Source organism: Amycolatopsis sp. NPDC054798 (assembly GCF_053611505.1).
This window is the reverse complement of record NZ_JBSHAM010000018.1, coordinates 101,333-124,151: the sequence shown is the minus strand read 5'-3', so window position 1 is coordinate 124,151 and position 22,819 is coordinate 101,333. Positions and strand designations below refer to the sequence as shown.

At 69.0% G+C, this 22,819-nt stretch carries 23 protein-coding genes; 7 read left to right on the top strand and 16 right to left on the bottom strand.

Annotated features, from left to right (window positions below):
- Positions 1–25 precede the first annotated feature (25 nt).
- The 11 genes from ACWGIC_RS14410 to ACWGIC_RS14360 form a co-directional block, all read right to left on the bottom strand.
- Positions 26–583 (bottom strand): gamma-glutamylcyclotransferase, encoded by a 558-nt coding sequence (locus tag ACWGIC_RS14410; protein WP_452076369.1) that lies wholly within the window; start codon positions 581–583, stop codon positions 26–28.
- A gap of 65 nt (positions 584–648) precedes the next feature.
- Entirely contained in the window at positions 649–1,746 is a 1,098-nt protein-coding gene (locus tag ACWGIC_RS14405) for an S-(hydroxymethyl)mycothiol dehydrogenase (protein ID WP_452076368.1), read from the bottom strand.
- Between the two features lie 84 nt (positions 1,747–1,830).
- Positions 1,831–2,337, bottom strand: a complete 507-nt coding sequence (locus tag ACWGIC_RS14400; RefSeq protein WP_452076367.1) for a DinB family protein — start codon at positions 2,335–2,337, stop codon at positions 1,831–1,833.
- Between the two features lie 45 nt (positions 2,338–2,382).
- Positions 2,383–3,639 (bottom strand): peptidase C39 family protein, encoded by a 1,257-nt coding sequence (locus tag ACWGIC_RS14395; protein WP_452076366.1) that lies wholly within the window; start codon positions 3,637–3,639, stop codon positions 2,383–2,385.
- 74 nt (positions 3,640–3,713) lie between these two features.
- The gene (locus tag ACWGIC_RS14390) at positions 3,714–4,115 is read right to left on the bottom strand and encodes a PaaI family thioesterase (protein WP_452076365.1); all 402 of its coding nucleotides are present in this window, start codon (positions 4,113–4,115) and stop codon (positions 3,714–3,716) included.
- 52 nt (positions 4,116–4,167) lie between these two features.
- Positions 4,168–5,883: a TIGR03767 family metallophosphoesterase gene (locus ACWGIC_RS14385; protein ID WP_452076364.1), complete on the bottom strand. Its 1,716-nt coding sequence runs from the start codon at positions 5,881–5,883 to the stop codon at positions 4,168–4,170.
- A gap of 508 nt (positions 5,884–6,391) precedes the next feature.
- Positions 6,392–6,853 carry a DUF4190 domain-containing protein gene (locus ACWGIC_RS14380; protein ID WP_452076363.1) on the bottom strand — a complete coding sequence of 154 codons (462 nt, stop codon included), beginning with the start codon at positions 6,851–6,853 and terminating at the stop codon, positions 6,392–6,394.
- 91 nt (positions 6,854–6,944) lie between these two features.
- Complete coding sequence (locus tag ACWGIC_RS14375) at positions 6,945–7,763, bottom strand: carbohydrate ABC transporter permease (RefSeq protein ID WP_452076362.1); 819 nt, start codon at positions 7,761–7,763, stop codon at positions 6,945–6,947.
- Positions 7,760–8,671, bottom strand: a complete 912-nt coding sequence (locus ACWGIC_RS14370; protein WP_452076361.1) for a carbohydrate ABC transporter permease — start codon at positions 8,669–8,671, stop codon at positions 7,760–7,762. Before ACWGIC_RS14370 ends, ACWGIC_RS14375 begins: the two co-directional genes overlap by 4 nt.
- Positions 8,668–9,972, bottom strand: a complete 1,305-nt coding sequence (locus ACWGIC_RS14365; protein WP_452076360.1) for an ABC transporter substrate-binding protein — start codon at positions 9,970–9,972, stop codon at positions 8,668–8,670. Before ACWGIC_RS14365 ends, ACWGIC_RS14370 begins: the two co-directional genes overlap by 4 nt.
- 99 nt (positions 9,973–10,071) lie before the next feature.
- Positions 10,072–11,700 carry a long-chain fatty acid--CoA ligase gene (locus ACWGIC_RS14360; protein ID WP_452076359.1) on the bottom strand — a complete coding sequence of 543 codons (1,629 nt, stop codon included), beginning with the start codon at positions 11,698–11,700 and terminating at the stop codon, positions 10,072–10,074.
- A 460-nt stretch (positions 11,701–12,160) separates the two neighbouring features.
- Between ACWGIC_RS14360 and mihF the strand changes: the two genes are divergently transcribed.
- Together mihF and ACWGIC_RS14350 are read left to right on the top strand one after the other, a co-directional pair.
- The gene (gene mihF / locus ACWGIC_RS14355) at positions 12,161–12,472 is read left to right on the top strand and encodes an integration host factor, actinobacterial type (protein ID WP_050788348.1); all 312 of its coding nucleotides are present in this window, start codon (positions 12,161–12,163) and stop codon (positions 12,470–12,472) included.
- A gap of 93 nt (positions 12,473–12,565) precedes the next feature.
- A complete protein-coding gene (locus tag ACWGIC_RS14350) occupies positions 12,566–13,732 on the top strand; it encodes an isochorismate synthase (protein WP_452076358.1) in 1,167 nt (388 codons plus the stop codon).
- A 4-nt stretch (positions 13,733–13,736) separates the two neighbouring features.
- Here the strand turns inward: ACWGIC_RS14350 and ACWGIC_RS14345 are convergent, their stop codons facing one another.
- The 5 genes from ACWGIC_RS14345 to ACWGIC_RS14325 all read right to left on the bottom strand — a co-directional run bounded on the left by ACWGIC_RS14345 (position 13,737) and on the right by ACWGIC_RS14325 (position 17,838).
- On the bottom strand, positions 13,737–14,426 hold the full coding sequence (locus tag ACWGIC_RS14345) for a 4'-phosphopantetheinyl transferase family protein (protein ID WP_452076357.1): 690 nt from the start codon (positions 14,424–14,426) through the stop codon (positions 13,737–13,739).
- A 125-nt stretch (positions 14,427–14,551) separates the two neighbouring features.
- Positions 14,552–14,872, bottom strand: a complete 321-nt coding sequence (locus tag ACWGIC_RS14340) for a hypothetical protein (RefSeq protein ID WP_452076356.1) — start codon at positions 14,870–14,872, stop codon at positions 14,552–14,554.
- A 46-nt stretch (positions 14,873–14,918) separates the two neighbouring features.
- On the bottom strand, positions 14,919–15,566 hold the full coding sequence (locus tag ACWGIC_RS14335) for a TetR/AcrR family transcriptional regulator (RefSeq protein WP_452076355.1): 648 nt from the start codon (positions 15,564–15,566) through the stop codon (positions 14,919–14,921).
- The gene (locus ACWGIC_RS14330) at positions 15,563–17,098 is read right to left on the bottom strand and encodes an ATP-dependent acyl-CoA ligase (protein WP_452076354.1); all 1,536 of its coding nucleotides are present in this window, start codon (positions 17,096–17,098) and stop codon (positions 15,563–15,565) included. The genes ACWGIC_RS14335 and ACWGIC_RS14330 overlap by 4 nt, the downstream gene beginning before the upstream one ends.
- Complete coding sequence (locus ACWGIC_RS14325; protein ID WP_452076353.1) at positions 17,095–17,838, bottom strand: enoyl-CoA hydratase/isomerase family protein; 744 nt, start codon at positions 17,836–17,838, stop codon at positions 17,095–17,097. The genes ACWGIC_RS14330 and ACWGIC_RS14325 overlap by 4 nt, the downstream gene beginning before the upstream one ends.
- A gap of 47 nt (positions 17,839–17,885) precedes the next feature.
- Between ACWGIC_RS14325 and ACWGIC_RS14320 the strand changes: the two genes are divergently transcribed.
- From ACWGIC_RS14320 to ACWGIC_RS14300, 5 genes are all read left to right on the top strand, one after another.
- Positions 17,886–19,463 (top strand): amidohydrolase, encoded by a 1,578-nt coding sequence (locus tag ACWGIC_RS14320; protein WP_452076352.1) that lies wholly within the window; start codon positions 17,886–17,888, stop codon positions 19,461–19,463.
- A 665-nt stretch (positions 19,464–20,128) separates the two neighbouring features.
- On the top strand, positions 20,129–20,569 hold the full coding sequence (locus ACWGIC_RS14315; protein WP_452076351.1) for an N-acetyltransferase family protein: 441 nt from the start codon (positions 20,129–20,131) through the stop codon (positions 20,567–20,569).
- A gap of 200 nt (positions 20,570–20,769) precedes the next feature.
- Positions 20,770–21,453 (top strand): metal-dependent transcriptional regulator, encoded by a 684-nt coding sequence (locus ACWGIC_RS14310; protein ID WP_037369486.1) that lies wholly within the window; start codon positions 20,770–20,772, stop codon positions 21,451–21,453.
- 103 nt (positions 21,454–21,556) lie between these two features.
- Positions 21,557–22,375, top strand: a complete 819-nt coding sequence (locus tag ACWGIC_RS14305) for an LLM class flavin-dependent oxidoreductase (RefSeq protein ID WP_452076350.1) — start codon at positions 21,557–21,559, stop codon at positions 22,373–22,375.
- A 72-nt stretch (positions 22,376–22,447) separates the two neighbouring features.
- Positions 22,448–22,798, top strand: coding sequence for a transcriptional regulator (locus ACWGIC_RS14300; protein ID WP_452076349.1), 351 nt, complete (start codon positions 22,448–22,450; stop codon positions 22,796–22,798).
- Positions 22,799–22,819: the final 21 nt, after the last annotated feature.

Sequence of the window (22,819 nt, the reverse complement as noted above, 5' to 3'; positions counted from 1 at the left end):
CCCTCAAGGAGCCCTTCACGGACGGTCAGCTGAAGGTTCGCTCCGGCGGCAGGACGGTGCAGGCAAGGCCGTGTCCTGCCGCCGGTTCTCCGCTGAGCGACGCAGCCTCCGCCTGGGGGACGTCCGCGACGCGGACCGGGGAACCGTTGACCAGCAACGGGAACCGGATCGGCGAGGCACCGACGTAAGCGTGCACCCCGGAAAGCAGCACGCCGTCCAGCCGGATGTCGGCGTTGTCCAGCGTCGCCAGGTCGTACCGGTTCCCGCGGCCCTCGCAGACGTCCAGCACAGCCAGCTGTTCCGGCGTCGCGAACCACACGAAGTGGTCCTCCGTCACGCCCGGCAGCGCGGTGAGCGTCGCCGGGCGCTGGCCGTCGCGTACGCGCAGGCTGGACGCCCACACCGCGGCGAGCCCGGTGCACTGAACGCGAGCCGCGACGACCGGCCCGGTCAGGCCGAGCTGGGTGCGCAGCCAGGTGATCTTCGACGGGCACGCGTTCGACCCGTACGCGAGCACCGGCGTGCGCGAACGCCACCCCGGCGGCGCTGTGTCCAACGCGTGGCCAGCGCCGTCGAGGTGCACGTACGAGCAGTCCGGCCGGGTGCCCGGGTACGGGTCGGCCGGATAGTCCGCGTCGGCGAAAAGGATCAGAACTCCACCACGCTGCGCAGGACGTCGCCGTGGTGCATCCGCTCGAACGCCTGCTCCACGCCGTCGACGCCGATCCGCTCCGTGACGAACTTGTCCAGCGGCAGCCTGCCCTGCAGGTACAGGTCCACGAGCATCGGGAAGTCCCGCGACGGCAGGCAATCGCCGTACCACGAGGATTTCAGCGAGCCGCCGCGCGAGAAGAAGTCGATCAGCGGCAGGTCGTTCAGCTTCATGTCCGGCGTGGGCACACCGACCAGCACGACGGTGCCGGCGAGGTCGCGGCCGTAGAACGCCTGCCGCCAGGTCTCCGGACGGCCGACCGCGTCGATCACGACGTCCGGGCCGAACGAGTTCGTCGCGTCCTGCATCGCGGCGACCACGTCCGCCTCGCTCAAACCGCGGCTGTTGACCGTGTGCGTGGCCCCGAAGTCCTTGGCCCACTGGAGTTTCCGGTCGTCGGTGTCGATCGCGACGATCGTGGTCGCCCCGGCCAGCTGAGCGCCCGCGATGGCCGCGTCGCCGACGCCGCCGCAGCCGATCACCGCGACCGAATCGCCGCGCCCGATCGCACCGGTGTTGATCGCCGCGCCCAGCCCGGCCATCACGCCGCAGCCCAGCAACCCGGCGACGGCGGGTTCGGCCCTCTCGTCGACCTTGGTGCACTGTCCACTGTGGACCAGGGTCTTTTCGAGGAACGCCCCGACGCCCAAGGCGGGCGACAGCTTCGTGCCGTCGGTGAGCGTCATCGGCTGTTCGGCGTTGAAAGTCGAGAAGCAGTACCAGGGCTTGCCGCGCTTGCACGCCCGGCAGGTGCCGCAGACCGCGCGCCAGTTGAGGATCACGTAGTCGCCCGGCGCGAGATCGGTGACGCCCGCGCCGACCTTGTCCACCCGGCCCGCGGCCTCGTGCCCGAGCAGGAACGGGAACTCGTCGTTGATCCCGCCCTCGCGGTAATGCAGGTCGGTGTGGCACACCCCGCACGCCTGCACCGACACGACGGCCTCGCCCGGTCCGGGATCCGGCACCACCACCGTCTCAAGCGTGACCGGCTGGCCCTTGGCCCGCGACACGACTCCCTGGACCTCGTACGGCATGCGCACAACCCCTAACCTGCGACGGCATCTCGCGGGCAGCTAATCACGGATCATGCGCATATCGCCATAGCCCGGATCGGTTCGCTATTCGCCAGTCGCACCGTCAGCAAGCTCGCGCACCACGTCCAGTTGCCCCACATGCCGGGCGTACTCCTGAAGCAGATGAAACAGGATCCAGCTCAACGCGGGAGGCTGCTCCTGAGCCGAGAATCGCCCACTGCCCCGCGCGATGTCCTGCAGCTGCGCACCAGACACAATCACCCGGGAGTCCGCGCACGCGTCCCGGAAGAGCGCCCGAATCTCGTCCGCCGATTCGTCCGCGCCGACCGACCACTTCCCGGTCTCGGGATCGTTCTCGCCCCAGATCGGATCGATGTCGTCACCCAAGAACCCCCAGCGCAGCCACCGTCGTTCCACGAACGCGAGGTGCTTGAGCAATTCGAGCGGGGTCCAGCCCGACGGAAGCCTGCTGGTGCGCAGTTCGCCGTCGGACAGGCCGTCCAGCTTGCGCAGCAGCGTGTCGCGGTAGTAGTCGAGGTAGGCGAGCAGCAGCTCGCGGGGGTCGGCCAGGCTATCCGGAGGCTCGGTCACGGACGGCACTGTAACGTCGGGCCCGCGGGTCAAACCAGCCGATATTCACGGCGTGATCAGGTAAACGACCCCGCCCGGTCCGCCCGCCACCGCGCCGCTCTCGGTGTGCCGTTTCGTGCGCTGCCAGATCTTCTCGAACTGGTCGCGCTTGTACACCGTGCGCACGCGGCCGTCCGAGCTGGACGCCGGGTCGTTCGCGATCACATCGCCCGCCTGGGTGAACCCGATGACGACCATCAGGTGCCCCGCCGTGCCGTAGCCCGCGCCGTCCAGTTCGCTGGACAGGAACGACTGCGAGGTGATCACCGGGATGCCGCGTGCGATGTAGCCTTCGAGCTCGTTGAGGTCGTGCAGCCGCGTGATGTGCCCGCGCAGTCCGAGCGAAGCGGCGTACGCGGTGTTGAACGGCCAGTTGCCGGTGCCGTCGTAGGCGTAGTCGTAGGTGCCGCGCGCGGCGTAGACGACCGACCGGTCCTCGTAGTCCGCCGGGATCCAGTCCATTTGCTGCGCGGTCGGCTTGCGGCCCCAGTACTCGGCGACCATCTCGGTCGACGTCGGGCTGCACCAGGCTTCGCCGCCCCCGCCGTACTGCGGGAACTGTCCTTTGTGGATGTTCTGGGCGAACGGCGGCACCTTGAGTTCGATCCCGCGCGCCCGGCCGGGTTTGGTGGTCTGCACGTCGAACCGGTCCGGAACGTTCGAGGTCATCGCGCCGAGCGAGGACAACGTCGGCGTGGCCGGCGAACCTTGCTCGCGGTACAGCGTCACGCGCAGCTGGTACGAGCGCAGCGTGACGCCCGCCTTCGTGGCGAGCGTGTCGACGTCGACCGAGGCGTTGGCGTCGCTCTGCCCGTCGACGCTGGTGCGGTGGATGTCGGTGTCCCCGCTGGCCCAGCGGCCCATCGTGTACCAGGTGGTCTCGGTTCCGGCCGACGTCCGTCCGCGCGCCTGCACCTCCAGCCACGTCTTCGCCGGGGTGCGCGCGTTCCACGACGCGATCAGCTGCGTCGCGTCGAAACCCTGCCGGTACTTCGGCGACGTCCAGGTGCCGTAGTCGTAGGTGCGCGTGGTGCCGAGCGCCGGCTCGGTGTGCGCGACGCTGCCGATCGGATGCGTGATCCGCAAGCCGCCGTAGCCGAACCCGAGCCCGTCCAGCCGGCCCGCGAAGAACGAGCCGGACGACCATTCGTGGTAGTCGATGGACTCGTCGTTACGCGTGTGCTGCGGTTCCGCAGCGGCCTGTGCCGCACCAGCCGTGAGCATGACGATGGACAGTAACGTGCACAATCCGCGAACCCGCATTCCGGCTCCGTCCCCAGGCCCCAGTGGTAGCCAAAGATTTTCGCCCTCCGGAGCGGGTAAGTAAAGGGCCGCCGCTACAACACCGCTTGCGTCTGGGTGATTTTCGCGGCGAGCTTGCCGTCGTCGTCGTGGATTTCGGTCTCGACGACCACCACGCGGCGCCCGGCGTGCAGTGGTCTGGACGACGCGGTGGCATACCCCGAACGGACGCCGCGCAGGAAGTTCGTCTTGGACTCCAGCGTCGTCGTGCCCTTCGCACCTTCGGGCAGGTTGAGGTACGCGCAGACGGCCCCGGTCGAATCGGCCAGCGCCATCAGGACGCCGCCGTGCAGCACGCCGCCGAGCGTGCACAGCGATTCGTCCCACGCGATCCGGCTGCGGACGAGGTCCGGGCCGTGCTCCAGCACCTCGATGCCGAGCCGCTCGCTGAACGGCATCGTCTGGTGGAACAGCTGGGTGCCTTCGACGTCGGTCATGCGCAGCAGTCAACCGCAGCCGGATGCGTGGCGTCGATTACCTCGCGGGTAATCAGCTGAGCGGGTTGGTCAGCAGCAGCTCGGTGTTGCGGTCGCCCGCCTCGCCGACGTGGCTGAGGTTCGCGTGGATGTCGTTGTAGGAGAACTCGCGGTACATCGAGGCGAGCGCGTCGGGGGTGCGGGCGGAGTAGTCCACGGCGTACGGGGCGTCGGCCTCGATGAGCGTGGTGAACACCGACAGCGTGCCGTCGTGGTTGTCGGCCAGCTCGATGATCCGGGCGTGCTGCGGGAAGTCGATGTGGCTGGCGGTGTTGATCTCCCAGAAGCTCTGCGCCGGGGTTTTGCCGACGTGCGGGGTGATCTTGTTGAGGTGAGTGTGGCCGTTGACCCACGCCACGACGTTCGGGAAGCGCTGCAGCATGGCGACGAACGTGTCCCCGTTGAGCCGCGGGTCGAGCAGGTGGCGCGCGTCGGGCAGGAGGTTGCCCATGGTGCCGCTGGTGTGGTGGCTGAAGAGGACGAACAGTTCGTCGGTGACGGAATGGGTGACCTTGCGGCCGAAGAAGTCGTAGTACGTCGAGCTGTTCCGCTTGAGCGTCGACTCGACCCAGTTGAACTGCGCGAGCCCGATCGATCCGTCAGCGAACCCGCCCTGCGTGGTGGTGTCGAGGCTGATGCCGGTGACGCCGGGCGCGATCCGGAAGGTGTAGTAGACGTTGCGGCCGTCGGAGTTGGCGTCGGTGAAGCCGTGCCCGACCGGTCCGGGTCCGGTGTTCTTCGCGGCCAGATGCGCCTTGACGAACTCCGAGGTGCTGAACGGACGCCGGCGCGCATCCGGCGTGACCTCGCGGATCGTGCCGCCGCCGAACAGCTCGCCGAGCGGCACGCTCTGGCCGCGCTGGATGGCGGTGCCGAGCTTGCGCGCGCTGCTCTCGTCCTTGCCGATCACCTTGTATTTGCCGGTGTACCAGCCCTCGATGCCCGGGATGCCCTCCGGCAGCGTGCCGACGACGCTGTCGTCGTGATTGCCGAACGTGCAGTACCACGGCAGGTTCAGCCCCGGCGCGGTGAACGGCGCGATTCCCGCTTCGAGCAGACCGGGGATCTGCGGGAAGCCCTTCTTGGTGTAGTCGTCGGCGAGCTGGGTGCCCGGGTTCCAGAACTCCGGGTTCCCTGATGCCTGGACGCCCTCGTAGCGATTCGGGTCCCCGGAGTTGGGCGTGATCGCACCGCCGTTGAGCGTGGTGAGGAACCAGTCGAGTTCGAGCAGCTCGTGGTTGTCGGTGTTGTCGCCGGTGGTCATGACGAAGTCGAACTGCCGCCCGGTGAACGGCCCCGCACGGAGACTGTTGACCCGCTTGACGAGCGCGCTGGTCGCGACCGTGCCGAGGGTTTCCTGCGGCCGGTGCGCGGACCCGATGAACGGATGCAGATACTCGAACCGGGCAGGCGATTCGGTGTCGGTGATGTGCAGGTCGGTGAACTGCACGAACGACCCAAGCGCAGTCCGCCGATCGTCGCGCCCGGACTTGCCCTCGACCAGATCCGACCGCACAGCGACCGGCCAGCCCGGCCCGGCCGACAACCGCGAGTACCCGGTGGGCGCACCGGAAGCGGCCTGGTCAAGCGTCGTGCCGACAGTCCGAACGGCCCGTTGAGTGGTCCGCTTGAGCGCCCGGTCCAGCGCGTTGGCCGTCGGTGTGCAGAGCAGCAACCCCACTCCGGCCGCACCCGCCGTGGTGAACGCCCGCCTGGTCAGTTCCGCCATTTCTCACTCCCCGCCTCTCGCCCGTGCCCTGGCACGCTCCCGGAGTTGCGTGACCGGCCGATGAACTAAGCCAGAGCAGAACGCGAAGGTCTCTCACATTCGCCGTGACAACGCGGCAGACTCTGTCACATCCGACGAGGGCGGCACTACCGCCGAACGGAGGGCCACCCGACGCCCAGCCGACCCCCCGCGAGCAAGCAGCCGCAGCCGCAGATCCCCCCCGGAAGCCTCAGCACCCCACCCCGTCGCACCCAATGCCGCGTTCGGTGCATCCCACGCACCCAATGCCACGTTCGGTGCGTCGCATGCACCCAATGCCACATTGGGGCGCTAGCCCCACTCCCTAAACCCCCACCACCACACCCAAACTCGCCAGCGCAGCCACACCCGGCCCTGCACCCCGATACGAAGCCAAAAATGCCGTCCGTCATCACACTGGGCTTCGGGGTGCCCCAGCCTTACCACAGCAATGTCGCCGCCAGGCGACGAGCCGACCCCCTCCACGACCTCAGCAATAAAACGCGCAGGTAGCCCCCACCGCAGACAACGACACAAAGAACCAGATCAGAAAAATAACCGCCGGAATAGCAGCCAAAATCCCGCACACCAACCCGGCGATCCCCATCCCCTGCCCGGTCCACCCAGGCTTCCCCGCCTGCACCATGCCCGCCCACGACAGCCCGATCGCGGTAATCGCCGCGACCACGTCGAAGAACGGCACCCAGAAAAAGATCAACGCGACGATCCCGACAACCATCCCCGCCACCGCGAGCCCGCTCGTCTTCAACGGCACGACGCCCGGGTACGGCACCCCGTACGGCGAGCCATACCCCGGCGCCCCGTAGGGCGCGGGATACCCCGGCGCAGGCATCGGCCCGGACGGATACCCCGGCGAGGGCACCGGACCGGACGGATGGCCCTGCGCCGGGTCCTGGCCGGGGTAGGGCTGCTGCTGATACGGGTCCGTCATGGGTGCACTCCTGCTACGACTGTGGCGACGGTGAGTCGTCGGCGACTAACGGCGAAACGTTACGCTCCACCACCGTCCGGTGTGAGGGTTTTCAGCCTTTCAACCCGGATTCGGTGACCCCGCGTACCAGATATCGCTGGAGAAACGCGAAGAGCAGCACAATCGGCACGATCGACAGCACCGCGGCCAGGAACAGCAGGTTCAGCTGCGGGTTCTGCGCGGTGAGCAGCCCGGACAGGGCGACCTGCACCGTCCACGAGTCCGGCGACTGCGCGATGATCAGCGGCCACAGGAACGCGTTCCAGCTGCCGATCACGGTGATCACCGCGATCGCGGCGAAGAAGCCGCGCGAGTTGGGCACCACGATCTTGCGGAAGACGCCCCAGCGGGACAGTCCGTCGACGCGGCCCGCGTCCTCCAGCTCCTTCGGGAAGTCCAGGAAGTACTGCCGGAACAGGAAAACACTGAACGCGCTGAACAGGCCCGGGATCACCAGCCCGCGGAAATCCGAGAGCCAGCCGAGCGTCGAGACCACCACGAAACTCGGCACGAACGTCACCGACGTCGGGATCATCAGCGTCGCCAGCACCGCGTAGAACACCGGCTTCGAGTAGCGGTACGGCACCCGCGCCAGGCCGTAGCCGGCGAGCGAGCACACCACCAGCAGGCCCGCGGTTTGCAGGACCGCGACGACGACCGAGTTCAGGATGCTGCGCGCGAACGGCACGTCGTGCTGGTCGAACAGCTTGGTGAAGTTCTCCCAGTGAATCTCCTTCGGCCACAGTGTCCAGTCCGGCGCGGTGATCTCCGCGCGCGACGCGAGACCGTTGCGCAGCAACAGGTAGAACGGCAGCAGGAACAGGATCGCGGACACCGCGAGCGCCGTCCAGCGAAGCACCGCGCGGATCATGTCGTGCTCCGATCGAACCGGAAAAGCTTGCCCTGCAGGAGAGTCACCACGGCGATCAGCAGCGCCAGGATGATCGCGCCCGCGCTGCCGCGGCCGAGGTCCTGGCCGCCGGAGCCGAGCGACGTGTAGTAGAGGTACACCAGCGGCGGCCGCGCGAACGGCGGATAGCCGCGGGAATCGCCCATGATGTTGTAGAACTCGTCGAACGCTTGATAGGCGTTGATCAGGTTCAGCAACAGCACGGCCACCGACGTCGCGCGCAGCTGCGGCAGCGTGATGTGCCGGAAAACCTGCCAGCCCGGCTTCGCGCCGTCCAGCCAGGCCGCCTCGTACAGATGCTGCGGAATCCGTTGCAGCGCGGCGAGGAACAGGATCATGTAGAAACCGAGCTGCAGCCACAGCCGGGCGGTCACCAGCACCACCCAGTACAGCGGCGGATGCACGGTGCCGGTCCACGCCACCGGATCGACGCCGAAGACGCCGAGCACAGTGTTCGCGAGTCCGTAGCGGACGCCGGAGAACAGCGACGTCTTCCAGATCAGCGACGCCACCACGTAAGAACACGCGAACGGCAGGAAAAACACCGAGCGGAAGAACGTCCGCGCGAACCGCAGCTGATTCACGCCGACCGCGAGCGCCAGCGACAGCACGAAAGTCAGCGGCACGATGAACAGCGCGAACACGCTGAACGTGCCGAGGCTCGCGACGAACGGGCCGTCGGAAAGCATGTGCGCGTAGTTGTCCAGTCCGACGAAGACGCTAGGGGTGACCGTGTTGCGCGCGTCGAAGAACGACAGGTACAGGCTCCATCCGATCGGCACGTAGGCGAAGATCGCCAGGCCGAGCAGAAACGGGCCTACAAATCCCCAGAACGCCAGCGTGTCCCGGGTCTTCCGGGACATTCTCATCCGAACAGGCGTTTCAGCTCGGACTGCGCGACGGTGACCGCGGCCTTCGTCTGCGCCACCGGGTCCGCGCCCTCCTTGGCGATCTTCGCGACCGCGTCCGACAGCGCGGTGTTCGAGGTTTGTGTCCACACTGGACCGCCGATGAGGTGGCTGTTCTCCTTGACGAACTTCACCACGTCCGCGGCCGGACCGCTTTGCAGCGTCTGCGCTTTGTCGATCAGGCTTTGCCGGGCGGGCACGTGGAAGCCGTAGCGGGTGGCGAACTCCAGCTGGCTGTCGGTCTGGTCGATCCACAGCCACTTCACGAACGCCTTGGCCTCGCTGACGTGCGCGCTCTTCGCGTTCACCATCGCGCCGTACGCGCCGACCGGAACCGACGGTTTGCCGCTGTCGTCCAGCTTCGGGAATGGCAGGACGCCGAAATCGTCGTTGAGCGCGTCGCGGATCTTCGGGACGTTCCACAGCCCGGTCCACTGCATCGCGCAGAGCCCGTCGACGAACGCGCCCGGGTCCGACCAGTCGGCGGGCGCGCCGAGCAGCAGGGAACCGTTGGTGTTGAGCGTGTGCAGCTTGCTGAACGCGGCGGCCGCGCGCGGATCGTCGAAGCCGACCTCGCGGTTGTTGTTCTTCAGATAGTCCAGCCCGGCCGACCACAGCAGCGGCCCGGTGAGCGTGCCGACTCCGCCGTCATTGCCCGCGAACAGGCCCTTCACGCCGTCCTTCGACAGCTTGCTCGCGGCGTCGATCAGCTCGTCGACGGTTTGCGGCGGCTGCACGCCCGCGGCCTGCAGCATGCTCTTGCGGTAGAACAGCACCTGCGTGTCGGTGGCCTGCGGAATGCCGTAGACCTTGCCTTCGACGGTCTGCGCGGCGAGCACGGCGGGGCTGAAGTCGTTCTTGACCGGCCCGACGATGTCGTCCAGCGACACCACCTGGTTCTGCCGGACCCAGTCGATCTTCACCTGCGCCTCGAAAACGTCCGGCACCGGGCTGTTCTGCAGCGCGGTGACGATCTTCGAGTCGTAGTCGCCCGGGTTCCACACCACGTTGACCTTCGCGCCCGGGTAGCTGGCCGCGTAGTTCTTGACGGCTTCCTGCACGCCGTCCTCGCCGTAGGCGTGGTACCACTGCTGCAGCGTGGCTTTCGGCGCCTGCGAGGTGGTCGAGGCCCCCGCCGACATCGCCGTGGACGGCGGCGGGTCGCCCGGACGCCCGGTGTTCGACCCGCACGCGGCCGCGACCGCGCCCACCGCCGCCGTTCCCGCCAACGACAGGAACGACCTCCTGCTCCGCTGCTGCATCCCCAGTTCTCCTCCGACGTGCTGGGAAGGGCTCCTTGCGTGCAACAGATTCCCGCACGAAGCCCTTCCCAGGCCGACAACTCGCCGGAGATTAACCGCTCAGAGGTGTGAGATGTCGAGCTTTCCCTCGGAGTAGGACGCGCGCAGCCGCTTCTTGTCGAACTTGCCGACGCTCGTCTTGGGCACCTCCTCCACGAACGTCCAGTTCTCCGGCAGCTGCCACTTCGCGACCTTGTCCGACAGGTACTTGCGCAGCTCCTCGGCGGTGGCCTGCTGGCCTTCCTTCACCACGACGGCGACCAGCGGGCGCTCGTCCCACTTCTCGTCCGGGATGCCGACCACCGCCGCCTCCGCGACCGCCGGATGGCCCATCACCGCGTTCTCCAGGTCCACCGACGAGATCCACTCTCCGCCGGACTTGATCACGTCCTTGGCGCGGTCGGTCAGCGTCAGGAAGCCGTCCGGGCTGATCTTGCCGACGTCGCCGGTGCGCAGCCAGCCGTCGTGGAACTTCTCCGGGTCGATATCCGATCCGCCGTGATAGGCGCCTGCGATCCACGGACCGGACACTTCCAGCTCGCCGACCGCTTCGTTGTCCCACGGCAGTTCCTCGCCGTTGTCGCCGATCAGCCGGGCCGCCACGGACGCCGGGAACCGGCCCTGGGTGTAGCGGTAGGCCCAACGCTCCTCGCCGGTCGCGCTGGCGGGCGGACGCGCGACGCTGCCCAGCGGCGATGTCTCGGTCATGCCCCACGCGTGCAGGATCGGCACGTCGTAGCGCTCCTCGAAGGCGTGCATCAACGACGGCGGCGCGGCCGACCCGCCGACGACCACCTCGCGGATGTGGCTGATGTCCTGCGGGTTCGCGTCCAGGTGCGCGAGCAGGCCCTGCCAGATCGTCGGCACCGCGGCGGCGAAGGTCGGCTTCTCCGCGGCCAGCAGCGCGGCGATCGGAGCCGGCTGCAGGAACCGGTCCGGCATCAGCAGCGAGGAGCCGACCATCATCGCCGCGTACGGCAGTCCCCACGACATCGCGTGGAACATCGGCACGATCGCCAGCGCCAGGTCTTCCTGGGCGAGCCGCATGCTGTCGCTCATGCAGACCTGCATCGAGTGCAGCCAGATCGACCGGTGCGAGTAGACGACGCCCTTCGGGTCGCCCGTGGTGCCGGAGGTGTAACACATCGCGGCCGCGGACCGCTCGTCCACCTCCGGCCAGTCGAACTCGTCGGACTGCCCGGCCAGCAGCTCGTCGTAGGAATGCACGGTGATGCCCTCGGGCGCGGTCAGCGCGGACGCGTCGCCGTTGGCCACGATCACGTGCTTGACCGTCTTCATCCCCGGCAGGTTGCTCGCCAGCAGCGGCACGAGCGTGCCGTCGACGATGATGACGTGGTCCTCGGCGTGGTTCGCCACGAAAACCAGCTGCTCCGGGAACAGCCGGATGTTCAGCGTGTGCAGCACCGCGCCCATGGCGGGCACTGCCAGATAGGCGGCGAGGTGCTCGGCGTTGTTCCACATGAACGTGCCGACCCGCTGGTCGCCGGTGACGCCGAGACCGCGCAGCGCGTTCGCCAGCCGGGCGGCGTGCTTGCCGAGTTCCGCGTACGTCTCCCGGCGGGCTTCTGAACCGGTCCAGGTGACGACTTCGCTCTTCGCGTGCACCTTCGTGCCGTGGCGCAGCAGCTTCGCGAGCGACAGCTGTCCGTCCTGCATCGTGCTCAACATGGGTGACTCCCGTGGTGCTCGTTCGCCGGTGAACTGGGGTGCGCCCGACTCTAATGCGCATCCGCCGGATCGGGCACGAACAAGTTCGGTCACAGCTTGGCGTCCGCCTCCCGCCATCGGGTGGCGGCCCCGGTCTTTCATGATCGACTTCCGTCGCGATTTCTGTTGCGGGGCAAGAAAATGCGTTGTGTTAACTGTGTGGAAATACACTCCCGTTCGGGTGAGGTAATGGGGTGGAAATGAGCCCTTCTGGCCCGTTTCCACAGGTCGCGAGGGGTCCCCTCGCGCAGGTCCGCCGCGCCCGTCGACGGGTGATAAGTGCGTGTCGGTTGCGCGTACTGCGGGCACGTGGCGTTTACTGGGGCCGTGGTAAGTGACGGCTGGCCAGCGCTTGCAGCTGCAAGCATCGGCTGAGACCGTCGGCCGCGAAAGCGGAGACCTGAGAGGAAAGGACATTACGTTGGCTCTGCCCACGTTGACTCCGGAGCAGCGCGCCGAGGCCCTCGCCAAGGCGGCAGAGGCTCGTAAGGCGCGCTCGGAGCTGCTCGCTTCGATCAAGTCCGGCAAGGAGAGCATCGAATCGGTGCTCAAGCAGGCCAAGGAGAACAAGACCATCGGCAAGACGAAGGTCACGCAGCTCCTCAAGGCGGTGCCCGGCCTGGGCGCGGTCAAGGTCGCCGCGCTGCTCGAGCAGGCGGGGATCGACCCCGACCGCCGGGCCGCTGGCCTGGGCGAACGGCAGCGCGAAGCGCTGATCGACGCGCTCAAGTAAGGCCGATCCGGCGGCCGCGGGGAAGGTGCGGCGCAGGTGTTGCACCGGCAACACTTTCCCCGCGGCGCTCCCGGATGCTGGGACGCTGACGGAGTGCCGACCAGTACCGCGCCGGCGACCCCGGCGCAGACCACCGTCCGCTACCAGCGCGGCGACTTCTTGTTCGCGACCGCCCGGCGGGCCCTGCTCGCCCGCGGTGCGCTCGAGACCGTCACCGACGCCGACCCGCGCCGCCTCGCCCGCTCGGCAGCCGCCGAGCTGGACCGTTCCGGCGTGCCGCTCGCCGTCGGCGTGCTGCCGTTCGACACCGGACCCGGCGCGACCTCGCCGGGGCACCTCGTGCTGCCCCGGACGGTGCATCGCGCCCAGGCGGACGCTGAGACCCCGCCCGCGCCTCCCGCCGCCGCTCTGCCCGCCCCGGCGGCCACCCGGCGGCTCCCGTCCGCTGACGGCCACCGCGAGAACGTGCGCGCGGCCGTAGCCGCTCTGCGCGACCGCGACCTGCGCAAAGCCGTGCTGGCCCGTGCGCTCGAGCTGGAATTCGACGCGCCGATCCCGGTCGAGGCGATCGTGCGCAACCTCGCGCGCGGCAACCCGCGCCACTTCACCTATGCCGCCGAACTCCCCGGCGGCCGCACCCTCGTCGGGGCCACCCCTGAGCTGCTGCTTTCCCGGACGGGCGACTCCGTGTTCACGACCCCGCACGCCGGGTCGATGCCGCGTTCGGCCGACCCGGAGACCGACCGGGCCAACGGCGAAGCCCTCCTCGCGTCCGCGAAGGACCGGGAAGAGCACGATCTGGTCATCGACTACGTCGTCGAGTCGCTGCGGCCGTTCTGCCGGAAGCTCGACGTCCCCGCCGGTCCTGAGCTGGTGTCCACGCCCGCGATCTGGCATCTGCGGACGTCCATCACCGGCGAGCTGGCCGACCGCTCGGTGACCGCTCTCGACCTCGCCGCCGCGATGCACCCGACGCCCGCGGTCTGCGGCACCCCGACCGTCGCCGCGCGCGACCTGGTGCAGGAGCTGGAGCCCTTCGACCGCGGTTACTACGCGGGCGCGGTCGGCTGGGTCGACGCGGCGGGCGACGGCGAATGGGCCGTCGCGATCCGGTGCGCCGAGGTGGCCGAGCAGTCGATGCGGCTCTACGCGGGCGGCGGCATCGTGCCCGCGTCGGATCCGGACACCGAGTACCAGGAGACGATCGCGAAGTTCCGCACGCTGCTCGGCGCGATGGGGCTGGACGACAGCGCCTCGTGACGGTTTACGGCAGCCAGCGCTCCTCGGTGACGCTCAGGCTGTCCGAGGTCAGCGCCGCCACCGCCGCCCGATGCCCGTCGGCCGCCTTGAGGTCCGCGAGCCGGGTCCGCGCCGGGTCGAGCGCTTCGTCGCCGGAGACCACCAGCTCGGCGGGGGCGTCGTAGCGGGAGAACGTGATGCTCTGCAGCGGGATTTTCAGCCCCTTGCCGGTGGCCTTCATCACCGCTTCCTTGCGCGTCCAGTAGATGAAGAACGCCGCCGAACGCTCCTCGTCGGACAGGCCCGCGACGGCTTCCCGCTCGGCCGGGCTCAGCGCGTAGTCGACGAGCGAGGCGTCCGCCTTGCGGCTGGCGGTTTCGACGTCGAGGCCCACTGGCACCCCGTCAGTGACCGCGAGACCGATCAGATTGCCCGAATGCGAGATCGACAGCACGAGGTCCGAGCCCGGCACGCGCGGACGGCCGTGCGGTTTGCCGCAGTCGTCGCAGGTCGCGTCGAAGCGCACGGACTCCGCCGCGCCGCCGAGACGTTCCGCGACGAGGGTCTTCGCGAGCACCCGGCCGGTCAGGAAGCGGCGCTGGTCGATTTCGAGCCGGTACGCGTCGTAACGGCCGCGTTCCAGGTCGTCCAGCAGCTTCAGGTAGCGATCCTCCGCGGGCAGCGGTTCGGACCAGCGCACCACGATTTCGGTCACCGGCATTCCCTCCCTCGTCCGCCTCCGATCTTGCCGGGGCGCGGCGAGGTTTGTCATGCCCCTATCCGAAACGCGGCGAAGGCCCCCTCGGACTCCGAGGGGGCCTTCGCGGCGGAATGACGAGACTACTTGTTGTTGCGCATGGCGATCGGGACTCCGGCGAGGTCTTCCTCGTTGCAGAGCACCTTCACGTCGTAGTAGGGCGATCCCTGTCGCTCGTCGTAATCGAGGTGGATCGCGAGCACGTCGAGCGGTTCGCCGAGCCACTCCTGCGCCTGACGCAGCCACACTGCACAGCGTTCCAGCGCGCTGGGCAGATCGTCGTCGCGGAATTCGACCGGCCGATACGGGACGTCCTGGACCTGATCGCGAGGGTTGGCAGGTACGGGCAGGCCGGGCGAGAGCCCCGAATCGTCCAGTTCGAGTTGGATCGTTTGCTCACTCACCCTTCGAGCGTCCCCCACGTTCGCCGTCTGAGCAAGGCGTACGGCCCTAAAAGCCCTCCTCGCCGGGCAGATCCCACACTTGGGCGACCACTTCGAGGCACTGCCGGAGGTCTTCCGCACGGACCGCGACCGGATGGCCGAGCGCTCGCAGCGCCAGTTCGGCGTAGTGCGTGGCCAGGCCTTCGAGCTTGAGCGGGCCCTTCGGCGAATACCACCTGGCCACGCCGCTGCACATTTCCAGCAGCGCGAGCCGCGTCACGGTCGGTTGTGCGGTGTGGAACACGTTCGCCGCGGCGCCGTCTTCGATCGCCTTCGCCCAGTACTGCTCGTATTCGTCCCGCAGCGCGACGACCCGGGCACGCGCCGGAGCCGAAAGCGCGTCGACTTCGTTGTCCACCACCCGGGTTTCGCCAGGCTGGGCGGCGTGCGCGAGGACATGCAGCGCGACCAGCGTGCGCAGCCGGACCACCGGATCGTCGCTGCCCGCGGTGGCCTTCGCGACCGCGTCGATCAAGCGGTGCAGCGAGGTCGTCATGATTTCGACAAGAAGATCTTCCTTGGTGCCCATGTAGTGATAGAGCGTCGCCGAAGAAAGCTCGGCTTCCTGCGCCAGATCCCGAATGCCTGTGCCGTGGAAACCCTTGGTGGCGAACAGTTTCACGGCTGCTGCCCGCACCCGCTCACCGCTGCTCACTGCCACTCCCCGGTGCTGCGGTCCCACGAGCCGGCTCGGAGGTCGGCGACTTTCCGCAGTTCACCCTTGGCGACGCGTTCCGACGGCGTGCGCGGCAGATCGTCGGCGAAGGTCCAGAACCTCGGCACCTTGAAGTACGCCAGTTGCTGAGCGCAGAACTCCGCCAGCTCCTCGGGCGACGGGCGGTTCTCGCCGCACACGACGTACGCCTTCACTTCCTCGCCGCGCAGCTCGTCCGGCACCGCGAGCACGGCCGTGAGCTGCACTTTCGGATGCTGCAGCAGGGCACGCTCGACTTCGTCGGCGGAGATGTTCTCGCCGCTGCGCCGGATCATGTCCTTGGTGCGGCCGAGGTAGTAGACGCGACCTTCGGTGTCCATGCGCGCGAGGTCGCCGGTGTGGAACCAGCCGCCGGCGAAGGCGCGCGCGGTCGCTTCGGGATCGTCGTGGTAGCCGTGCATCAGCCCGATGCCGCGGATCAGCAGTTCGCCAGTTTCCCCGCGTGGCAACGGTTTCCCATCTTCGTCGGCGATCATCACTTCGCGGTCGCGGGTCGGCCGGCCGATGCAGCCGGTGCCCACCGCGGCGTCGTGATCGGCCTCGGAAACCCGGATGTCGCCGCCGGTCTCGGTCATCCCGAACGCCTCGTACCACGGCACGCCCCAGCGTTCTTCCAGCTGAGCGTGCAGATCAGGGGGGATCGCCGACGCGCTGATCGCGCGGACGCGGTGGTTCCGGTCGTCCGGATGCGGCGGCTGGCGCAGCAGCAGCGTCGGCATCAGGCCGAGGCAGTAGAACCAGGTGACCTCGTACTCGCGGACCTTCGCCCAGAACGTGGACGGGTGGAAGCGGTCCAGCACGACGAGCGTCGCTCCGGCGGCCAGCGCGAGCGCGACGTTCCACTGTGGATCGATGTAGTGGAAGGGTTGCGCGGTAAGCAGAATGTCGTCTTCGCTGACGGCGGGGAAGCCGGTGGCGAGGCCGAGCGCGAGCGTGGTCCAGTAGCGGTGCGGCAGTACGCAGCCCTTCGGCGCGCCGGTGGTGCCGGACGTGTACTGGATGTTGACCGGCTGTTCGGCCACTACGGCTGCCGGTTCGTAGCGCGTTTCCGACACCAGCGCGGCTGGCGTGAGGACGCGTTCCACCGCTGTTTCCGGCGCGATCTTCTCCAGCAGTTCCACGAACTCTTCGGCGGCTACAGCCAGTCGCGCGCCGGAGTGGCGCAGAACGTGCGCGCCGTCGAATTCGCGGTAGTTGATGTTCACCGGAACCAGTACGGCGCCGAGTTTGGCGAGCGCGAGCCACAGGAGCGGGAACTCCGGCTCGTTGCGGAGCATTACCGCTACGCGATCGCCCGCCTGGATGCCTTGGTCTTGGAGCGCTTTCGCCAGGCGTCCGCTGCGGTCGTCGACTTCGGCGAAGGTGAATCGGGTGCTGGTGCTGTCGAAGATCCACGCAGTGCGTTCCGGCCAGAGCTGCGCGGCGTGCGTAACCAGCGCGACCAGCGTGTCGATGTCCTGCAGCGGCGTCACGCCCGGCTCCGGAACGCTTCGGTCGACTCGCGGACGGCGGCCGAGTGCTCGGTGATCAAAGCGTGGGTGACCTCGAGTTCCAGCGCCGAATCGAAGGCGTGGTCGATCCCGGCGTCCAGCGCCCGCTTGGCCATCGCGGCGGCCTCCGGCGGATGATGCGCGATCTTCTCCGCCCAGCCGAGCGCGAGCGGCATCAGCTCGTCCGCTGGCACGGCGGCGTTGACGAGGCCGATGTCATGCGCGCGACGGCCGTCGAACCGGTCGCCGAGCAGGAGCAGTTCCTTGGCCTTGACCGGCCCGACCAGCAGCGGAAGCAGCCTGGACGCGGCACCGGTGACGCTCAACCCCAGCGACACCTCAGGGAACGCGAACACCGCGTCCTCGGCAGCCAGGATGAGGTCGCAACCCAGCGCGAACTCCGCACCCGCGCCGATCGCGTACCCGTGCACAGCTGCGATGACCGGCTGACGCAGCGCGCGCAGCCGGCGCGTGACGTCCTGGAGCCGCTCCAGCCGGGCGCGGGAATCACCCGCCGGGGTGGGTTCCTTCAGGTCGTGTCCGGCACAGAAGGCGCGGCCGTTGCCCGACAGCAGCACGACGCGGGCGTCACTGTGCGCGACCGCCTCCAGCGCGGTCAGGAAGTCGTCCACCAGCACGGGCGCGACGGCGTTGAGCCGCTCGGGCCGGTTCAGCCGGATCTGCGCGATGCCGCCCTCGACGGCCAGGTCAACGGTGCTCATGACGGTGAGCCTAGACGTTCGATCGATCGATCGATAGTGTCGGAGGCATGCAGGTTGACGCGGTGTACGAGAACGCCAGGCTGGTCACCGGCGACACCGCGCTGGCGGTGCTGCACGGCCGGATCGTCGCGCTGGGCGACGACGCGCGCGAGCTGTCCGCCCGCCGCCGGGTGGATCTCGGCGGGGGCTTCGTCGCGCCCGGGTTCCACGACGCGCACAACCACATGGCCTGGTTCGGCATGGGCCTGGACGACGTGCCGCTCAGCGACTGCCGCAGCGTCGACGAGGTGTACGCCGCCGTGGCGCGGCGCGCGGCCGAACTGCCCGCCGGGAGCTGGGTCGTCGGCAGCGGCTACGACCAGAACAAACTTGCCGGCGGCGAGCATCCGGACCGGCACGGCCTGGACCGCGCCGCCCCTGGCATGCTCGTGCGGCTCAAGCACACGTCCGGCCACATGACGCTCGTCAACTCCGCGGTGCTGGACCGGCTGGACCTGGCGAACGTGCCCGTCGGCGGCGACGTAGTCCTGGGTCTGGACGGCTCGCCGACCGGCTTGCTGCGCGAGCAGGCACAGCTGCTGCTGCGCCCGCTGACGTATCCGACGCCGCTCGAGTCGGTGGTCCGCGGCCTCGACCGAGCGAGCCAGCAGTACCTGTCCGAAGGCATCACGAGCGTCCAGGAAGCCGGTATCGGCGGTGGCCTGGTCGGCGAGACGCCCGCGGAACTGGCCGCGTACCAGCTCGCGCGCGAACGCGGCGTCCTGCGCGTGCGGAGCACGGTGATGGTCGCCGCGAGCGTCCTGCACGACCTGCCCGACGGCGCCGGCTTCGGCCTGGACCTGGGCCTGCGCACCGGCCTCGGCGACGAGTGGCTGCGCGTCGGCCCGATGAAGCTCTTCGCCGACGGCTCGCTGATCGGCCGCACCTGCGCGATGCACGAACCCTTCGCCGGCGAACCGGACAACCGCGGCTACTTCCAGGTGCCCGAGGACGAACTGGCGCGCACCATCCGCCAAGCCCACGACGCCGGCTGGCAAATCGCGACCCACGCCATCGGCGACCGAGCCGTCACGGTCGTCCTGGACGCCTACGAAGCCGCACTGGCCGCCAACCCGCGCGCCGACCACCGGCACCGCATCGAGCACTGCGCCGTGCTCCCGCCCGCGGAGCTGACCCGTCTGGCCTCGCTGGGCCTGATCGCCTCCCCGCAAGGCCGGTTCGTCAACGAGCTGGGCGACGGCATGCGCGCGGCACTCGGCGAATCGCGGGTGCCGTGGTGCTACCGCCTCCGCAGCGTCCTCGACGCCGGATGCGTGCTCCCCGCCAGCTCAGATCGCCCGGTCGTCGACGGTGCCCCGCTGCTGGGCCTCGCCGACATGGTCCACCGCCGGACGTCCACCGGCGAACCGTTCGCCGTCGAGGAGGCGCTGACCCCGGCGGAGGCCCTGCGCGCCTACACGTACGGCTCGGCGTACGCCACCTTCGCGGAAAGCTACCTCGGCACGCTGGAGCCGGGGAAGCTCGCGGACTTCGTTGTGCTGTCCGCGGATCCACTGTCCACTGTGGAGGACGCGCGGGTACTCGGCACCGCGGTGGGCGGCGAGCTTCTTTACGAGGCGGCGTGATGGGGGTGGCACGGGTTCGCTCGGCTGGCGGGCTGGGTTGCTCGCCGGGTGGGTGGCGTGCTCGCCGTTGCTCCGCAGTTGGGCGGCGTGCTGGCCATGGCTCTGCGGTTGGGTGGCGTGCTCGCCATGGCTCTGCGGTTGGGTTGCGTGCGTTCCGCCGCTCACCGGTTCGCTTGCGCGTCCGGCACGGTTCGCCGATGAGCTGGCCCGCGTCTCGCCGCTCAATGGTCAGCGCGCGTGTCCGGCACGGTTTGCCGATCAGGTTGGGTGCGCCTCGCTGCTCGGTGCCCAGCGCGCGGGTTCTCCGCCGTTGGCCGATCGGCTTGGGTGCGCCTTGCCGTTCGGCGGTGCGTTTGCCTGCTCGGCACCGTTTGCCGGTTGGCTTGCCCGCACGTCGCTGCTCGGCGGTCAGCGCGCGTGTCCGGCATGGTTCGCCGATCAGGTTGGGTGCGCCTCGCCACTCAGCACCCAGGGCGCCTGCTCTCCACCACTCGCCGCTGCGCTCGCCCACTCATCGCCTTATTCAATTGTCGATTCACCCCTCAACAACCACCACCTCCTTCCACCTCAAAACGCTCCACCCCGGCTCCGCCGCGCCGGACTCCCACAGCCTTGCTCTGATACCCGCACCGTAGCCGCCACCACCGACAAGAAAGGGGCGCCCGATGCCCGTTCGCGACGCCGTCTTCGAGGACGTCGAGGAAATCTGCAGCCTCATCGAGGAACACGCGGTCTACGAGGACAAGCACGACCTCAAACTCGACCGCGCCGAAATGAGCGGCCACCTGTTCGGTCCGGAGCCGAAGGCGTGGGTGCTGATCTGCACGCCGCCGGGACGTCCGGACGTCGTCGCCGGGTTCGCCTTCTGCAGCTGGAATTTCTCCACCTGGGAGGGCCGCCCGGGCATCTGGCTCGACGACCTGTTCATCCGCCCGGAGCACCGCAGGTACGGACTGGGCCGGGAACTGCTCGACGCACTGCGCGCCCGCACGGCGGGGCGGGTCGAATGGGACATGCAGGCGGGCAACGCCAAGGCGGAAGCGTTTTACGCGCAGCTCGGCGCGGAGCCGGTGCCGGGCTGGATCCGCTACCGCTGGCGGCCGTGAGCAGGCAGAGTCTGGTGACCGGGACGATTGGGCGCGAGCCCGGCCAGTAAAGCCGCGTCGATCATGACGGGGCCGGCTGGTTCCCGCTGACCGGCACCACCGTCCGGAGAGCCGAAGCGACCGAGACAAGCCCGACCGGGCTACCGCGGGCCGCGCTGACCGGCCGACCGCGGCGGGCCGGGCCCCGTATCGTATGCGGCATGGGAGATGGTTCCGTCCGGAGGTCGTCGTCGGTCGAGGACTACGTGCGGGTGATCTACGGGCTGGTCGAACGGGGCGAGGCGGTCACCAACGCGTCGCTGGCCGGGCGGCTTGAGGTGAGCCCGTCGTCGGCGTCGGGCATGGTCACGAAGCTTTCGCAGCTCGGCCTGGTCGCGCACGTGCCCTACCGCGGCATCGAGCTGACCGCCGAGGGGCGCCAGCTCGCCCGGTCGGTGCTGCGCAGGCACCGGCTGATCGAGACGTACCTGGTCTCCGAACTCGGCTACACCTGGGACGAGGTGCACGCCGAGGCCGACGCGCTGGAGCACGCGGTCTCCGACCGGCTCGTCGAGCGCATCGCGGCCAAACTCGGCAACCCGGTGCGCGATCCGCACGGCGACCCGATCCCGGCCCCGGACGGCAGCGTCGAGGAACTTCCGATGCGCATCCTGGACGACCTCCCTCCCGGCGCGGTCGGCGAGATCGTCCGCGTGTGGGACACCGATCCGGACCTGCTGCGCTACCTCACCGAGCACGCGATCGGCCTCGGCGAGCGCATCGAGGTGGTCGAGCGGCAGCCGTTCGGCGGGCCGATGGTGGTGAAGGTCGGGCAGCCGCCGGACGCCGCCACGCACGCGATCGGCAAAGAGATCGCGCAGGCGTTGTCGGTGACCCTGCGCTGAGGGCACGGCGTAGCCGGGCACGGCGGCTGCGCCGAGGAGCGTACGCGCGAGTGTCGCTGCCGGACGGATGTGCCGGACCGCGCCCGCGCCGACGATGGTCGGCATGACCACTACCAAGCCGTTCCGCTTCGGGATCGTCGCCGGGTTCGCCCCGGATCTGGAGTCCTGGACCGCGCAGGCCCGCCGGATCGAGGAGCTGGGCCTCGACACGATGTTCGCGACCGACCCGGTCGGCGGGCTCGATCCGTTGACGCTCGTGCCGGCCGCCGCCGCGGTCACGAGCAAGCTCACCGTCGGCACCTTCGTGCTGGCGGATCCGTTCCGTGAAGCCCGGAACCTCGCCTGGCAGGCCGATTCACTGCATCAGGCGACTGGCGGCCGGTTCCTGCTGGGGTTGGGCGTCGGCCATCCCGGGGCGGGCGAACACGCCGGAACGCTGGGACGCGAGTTCGCTTCGCCGGGGGAACGCGTCGCCCGGTTGGCGGAAACCATCGAGGTGCTTTCGCAGCGCCCCGACCGGCCGCGGTTATTGCTCGCGGGTTCCGGGCCCAAAATGCTCGCGCTCGCCGCGCGCACCGCCGACGTCGTGACGTTTTCCTGGGGACCGCGCACCACCGAGGAACAGGCTGACTCCATTGTGGACACTTTCCGCTCGTTCGCGGGAGACCGGGACGTCGAATTGGCGGTGAACCTGACCGCGATCGGGGACAAGCCTTCGCCGCACGTGGCGCGCTACACCGGGGTTGACGTGCCGCAACTGGTCGCGGAGAAGGCCGTGACCGTCGTGCCGGAAAACCCTGACGCCGCTGGGGAAATGCTTCTCCGCTGGCGCGAGCGGTGGGGGATTTCCTGTGTCACGGTCAATTCCGGCTACACGGAACCGTTCGCCGCGATTGCCCGGGCACTCTCCGCACAAGGGTGAAAACCCTTCCGATCATGGGTGGTCCGGCCTACGCTCCGAGGTTTCCCAGCGACGTGGTTCGGAGCGTGTGCGATGACCGGTCAGCGAACACCGACTATCGACCGGGGGAGTGCAACAGGGCGGGATCTCGGGCAATTGCTCGAAACCGGCCCGTTCGCCGAAGCGCTGCGCGCGGCGATCCGGGCCCGCGGGCTCGGCCTTGAACGCATCAGATATCGGCTTCGGGGAAGGGGAACGACGGTCAGTCTCGCGACCTTGAGCCACTGGCAATCCGGGCGCTGCCGCCCGGAACGCCCGGAATCGTTGCGGGCGTTGCGAAATCTCGAGCAGATCCTCGGCGTGCCGGACGGGTCGTTGCGCAGGTTGCTCGGGCCGCCGCGTCCGCGAGGCCAGTTCCATCAGCCGGGCCAGCCGCTTCCCTGAGTGCGGCCCGGCCGCGGCGGG

Excerpts from the sequence above, each read along its gene's own strand:
- ACWGIC_RS14385 (WP_452076364.1), bottom strand. The coding sequence starts at position 5,883 with ATGGCGGAACTGACCAGGCGGGCGTTCACCACGGCGGGTGCGGCCGGA.
- ACWGIC_RS14365 (WP_452076360.1), bottom strand. The coding sequence starts at position 9,972 with ATGCAGCAGCGGAGCAGGAGGTCGTTCCTGTCGTTGGCGGGAACGGCG.
- ACWGIC_RS14370 (WP_452076361.1), bottom strand. The coding sequence starts at position 8,671 with ATGAGAATGTCCCGGAAGACCCGGGACACGCTGGCGTTCTGGGGATTT.
- ACWGIC_RS14310 (WP_037369486.1), top strand. The coding sequence starts at position 20,770 with ATGGGAGATGGTTCCGTCCGGAGGTCGTCGTCGGTCGAGGACTACGTG.
- ACWGIC_RS14380 (WP_452076363.1), bottom strand. The coding sequence starts at position 6,853 with ATGACGGACCCGTATCAGCAGCAGCCCTACCCCGGCCAGGACCCGGCG.
- ACWGIC_RS14405 (WP_452076368.1), bottom strand. The coding sequence starts at position 1,746 with ATGCCGTACGAGGTCCAGGGAGTCGTGTCGCGGGCCAAGGGCCAGCCG.
- ACWGIC_RS14320 (WP_452076352.1), top strand. The coding sequence starts at position 17,886 with ATGCAGGTTGACGCGGTGTACGAGAACGCCAGGCTGGTCACCGGCGAC.
- ACWGIC_RS14375 (WP_452076362.1), bottom strand. The coding sequence starts at position 7,763 with ATGATCCGCGCGGTGCTTCGCTGGACGGCGCTCGCGGTGTCCGCGATC.
- ACWGIC_RS14300 (WP_452076349.1), top strand. The coding sequence starts at position 22,448 with ATGACCGGTCAGCGAACACCGACTATCGACCGGGGGAGTGCAACAGGG.
- ACWGIC_RS14395 (WP_452076366.1), bottom strand. The coding sequence starts at position 3,639 with ATGCGGGTTCGCGGATTGTGCACGTTACTGTCCATCGTCATGCTCACG.
- ACWGIC_RS14305 (WP_452076350.1), top strand. The coding sequence starts at position 21,557 with ATGACCACTACCAAGCCGTTCCGCTTCGGGATCGTCGCCGGGTTCGCC.
- ACWGIC_RS14360 (WP_452076359.1), bottom strand. The coding sequence starts at position 11,700 with ATGTTGAGCACGATGCAGGACGGACAGCTGTCGCTCGCGAAGCTGCTG.
- ACWGIC_RS14325 (WP_452076353.1), bottom strand. The coding sequence starts at position 17,838 with ATGAGCACCGTTGACCTGGCCGTCGAGGGCGGCATCGCGCAGATCCGG.
- ACWGIC_RS14315 (WP_452076351.1), top strand. The coding sequence starts at position 20,129 with ATGCCCGTTCGCGACGCCGTCTTCGAGGACGTCGAGGAAATCTGCAGC.
- ACWGIC_RS14390 (WP_452076365.1), bottom strand. The coding sequence starts at position 4,115 with ATGACCGACGTCGAAGGCACCCAGCTGTTCCACCAGACGATGCCGTTC.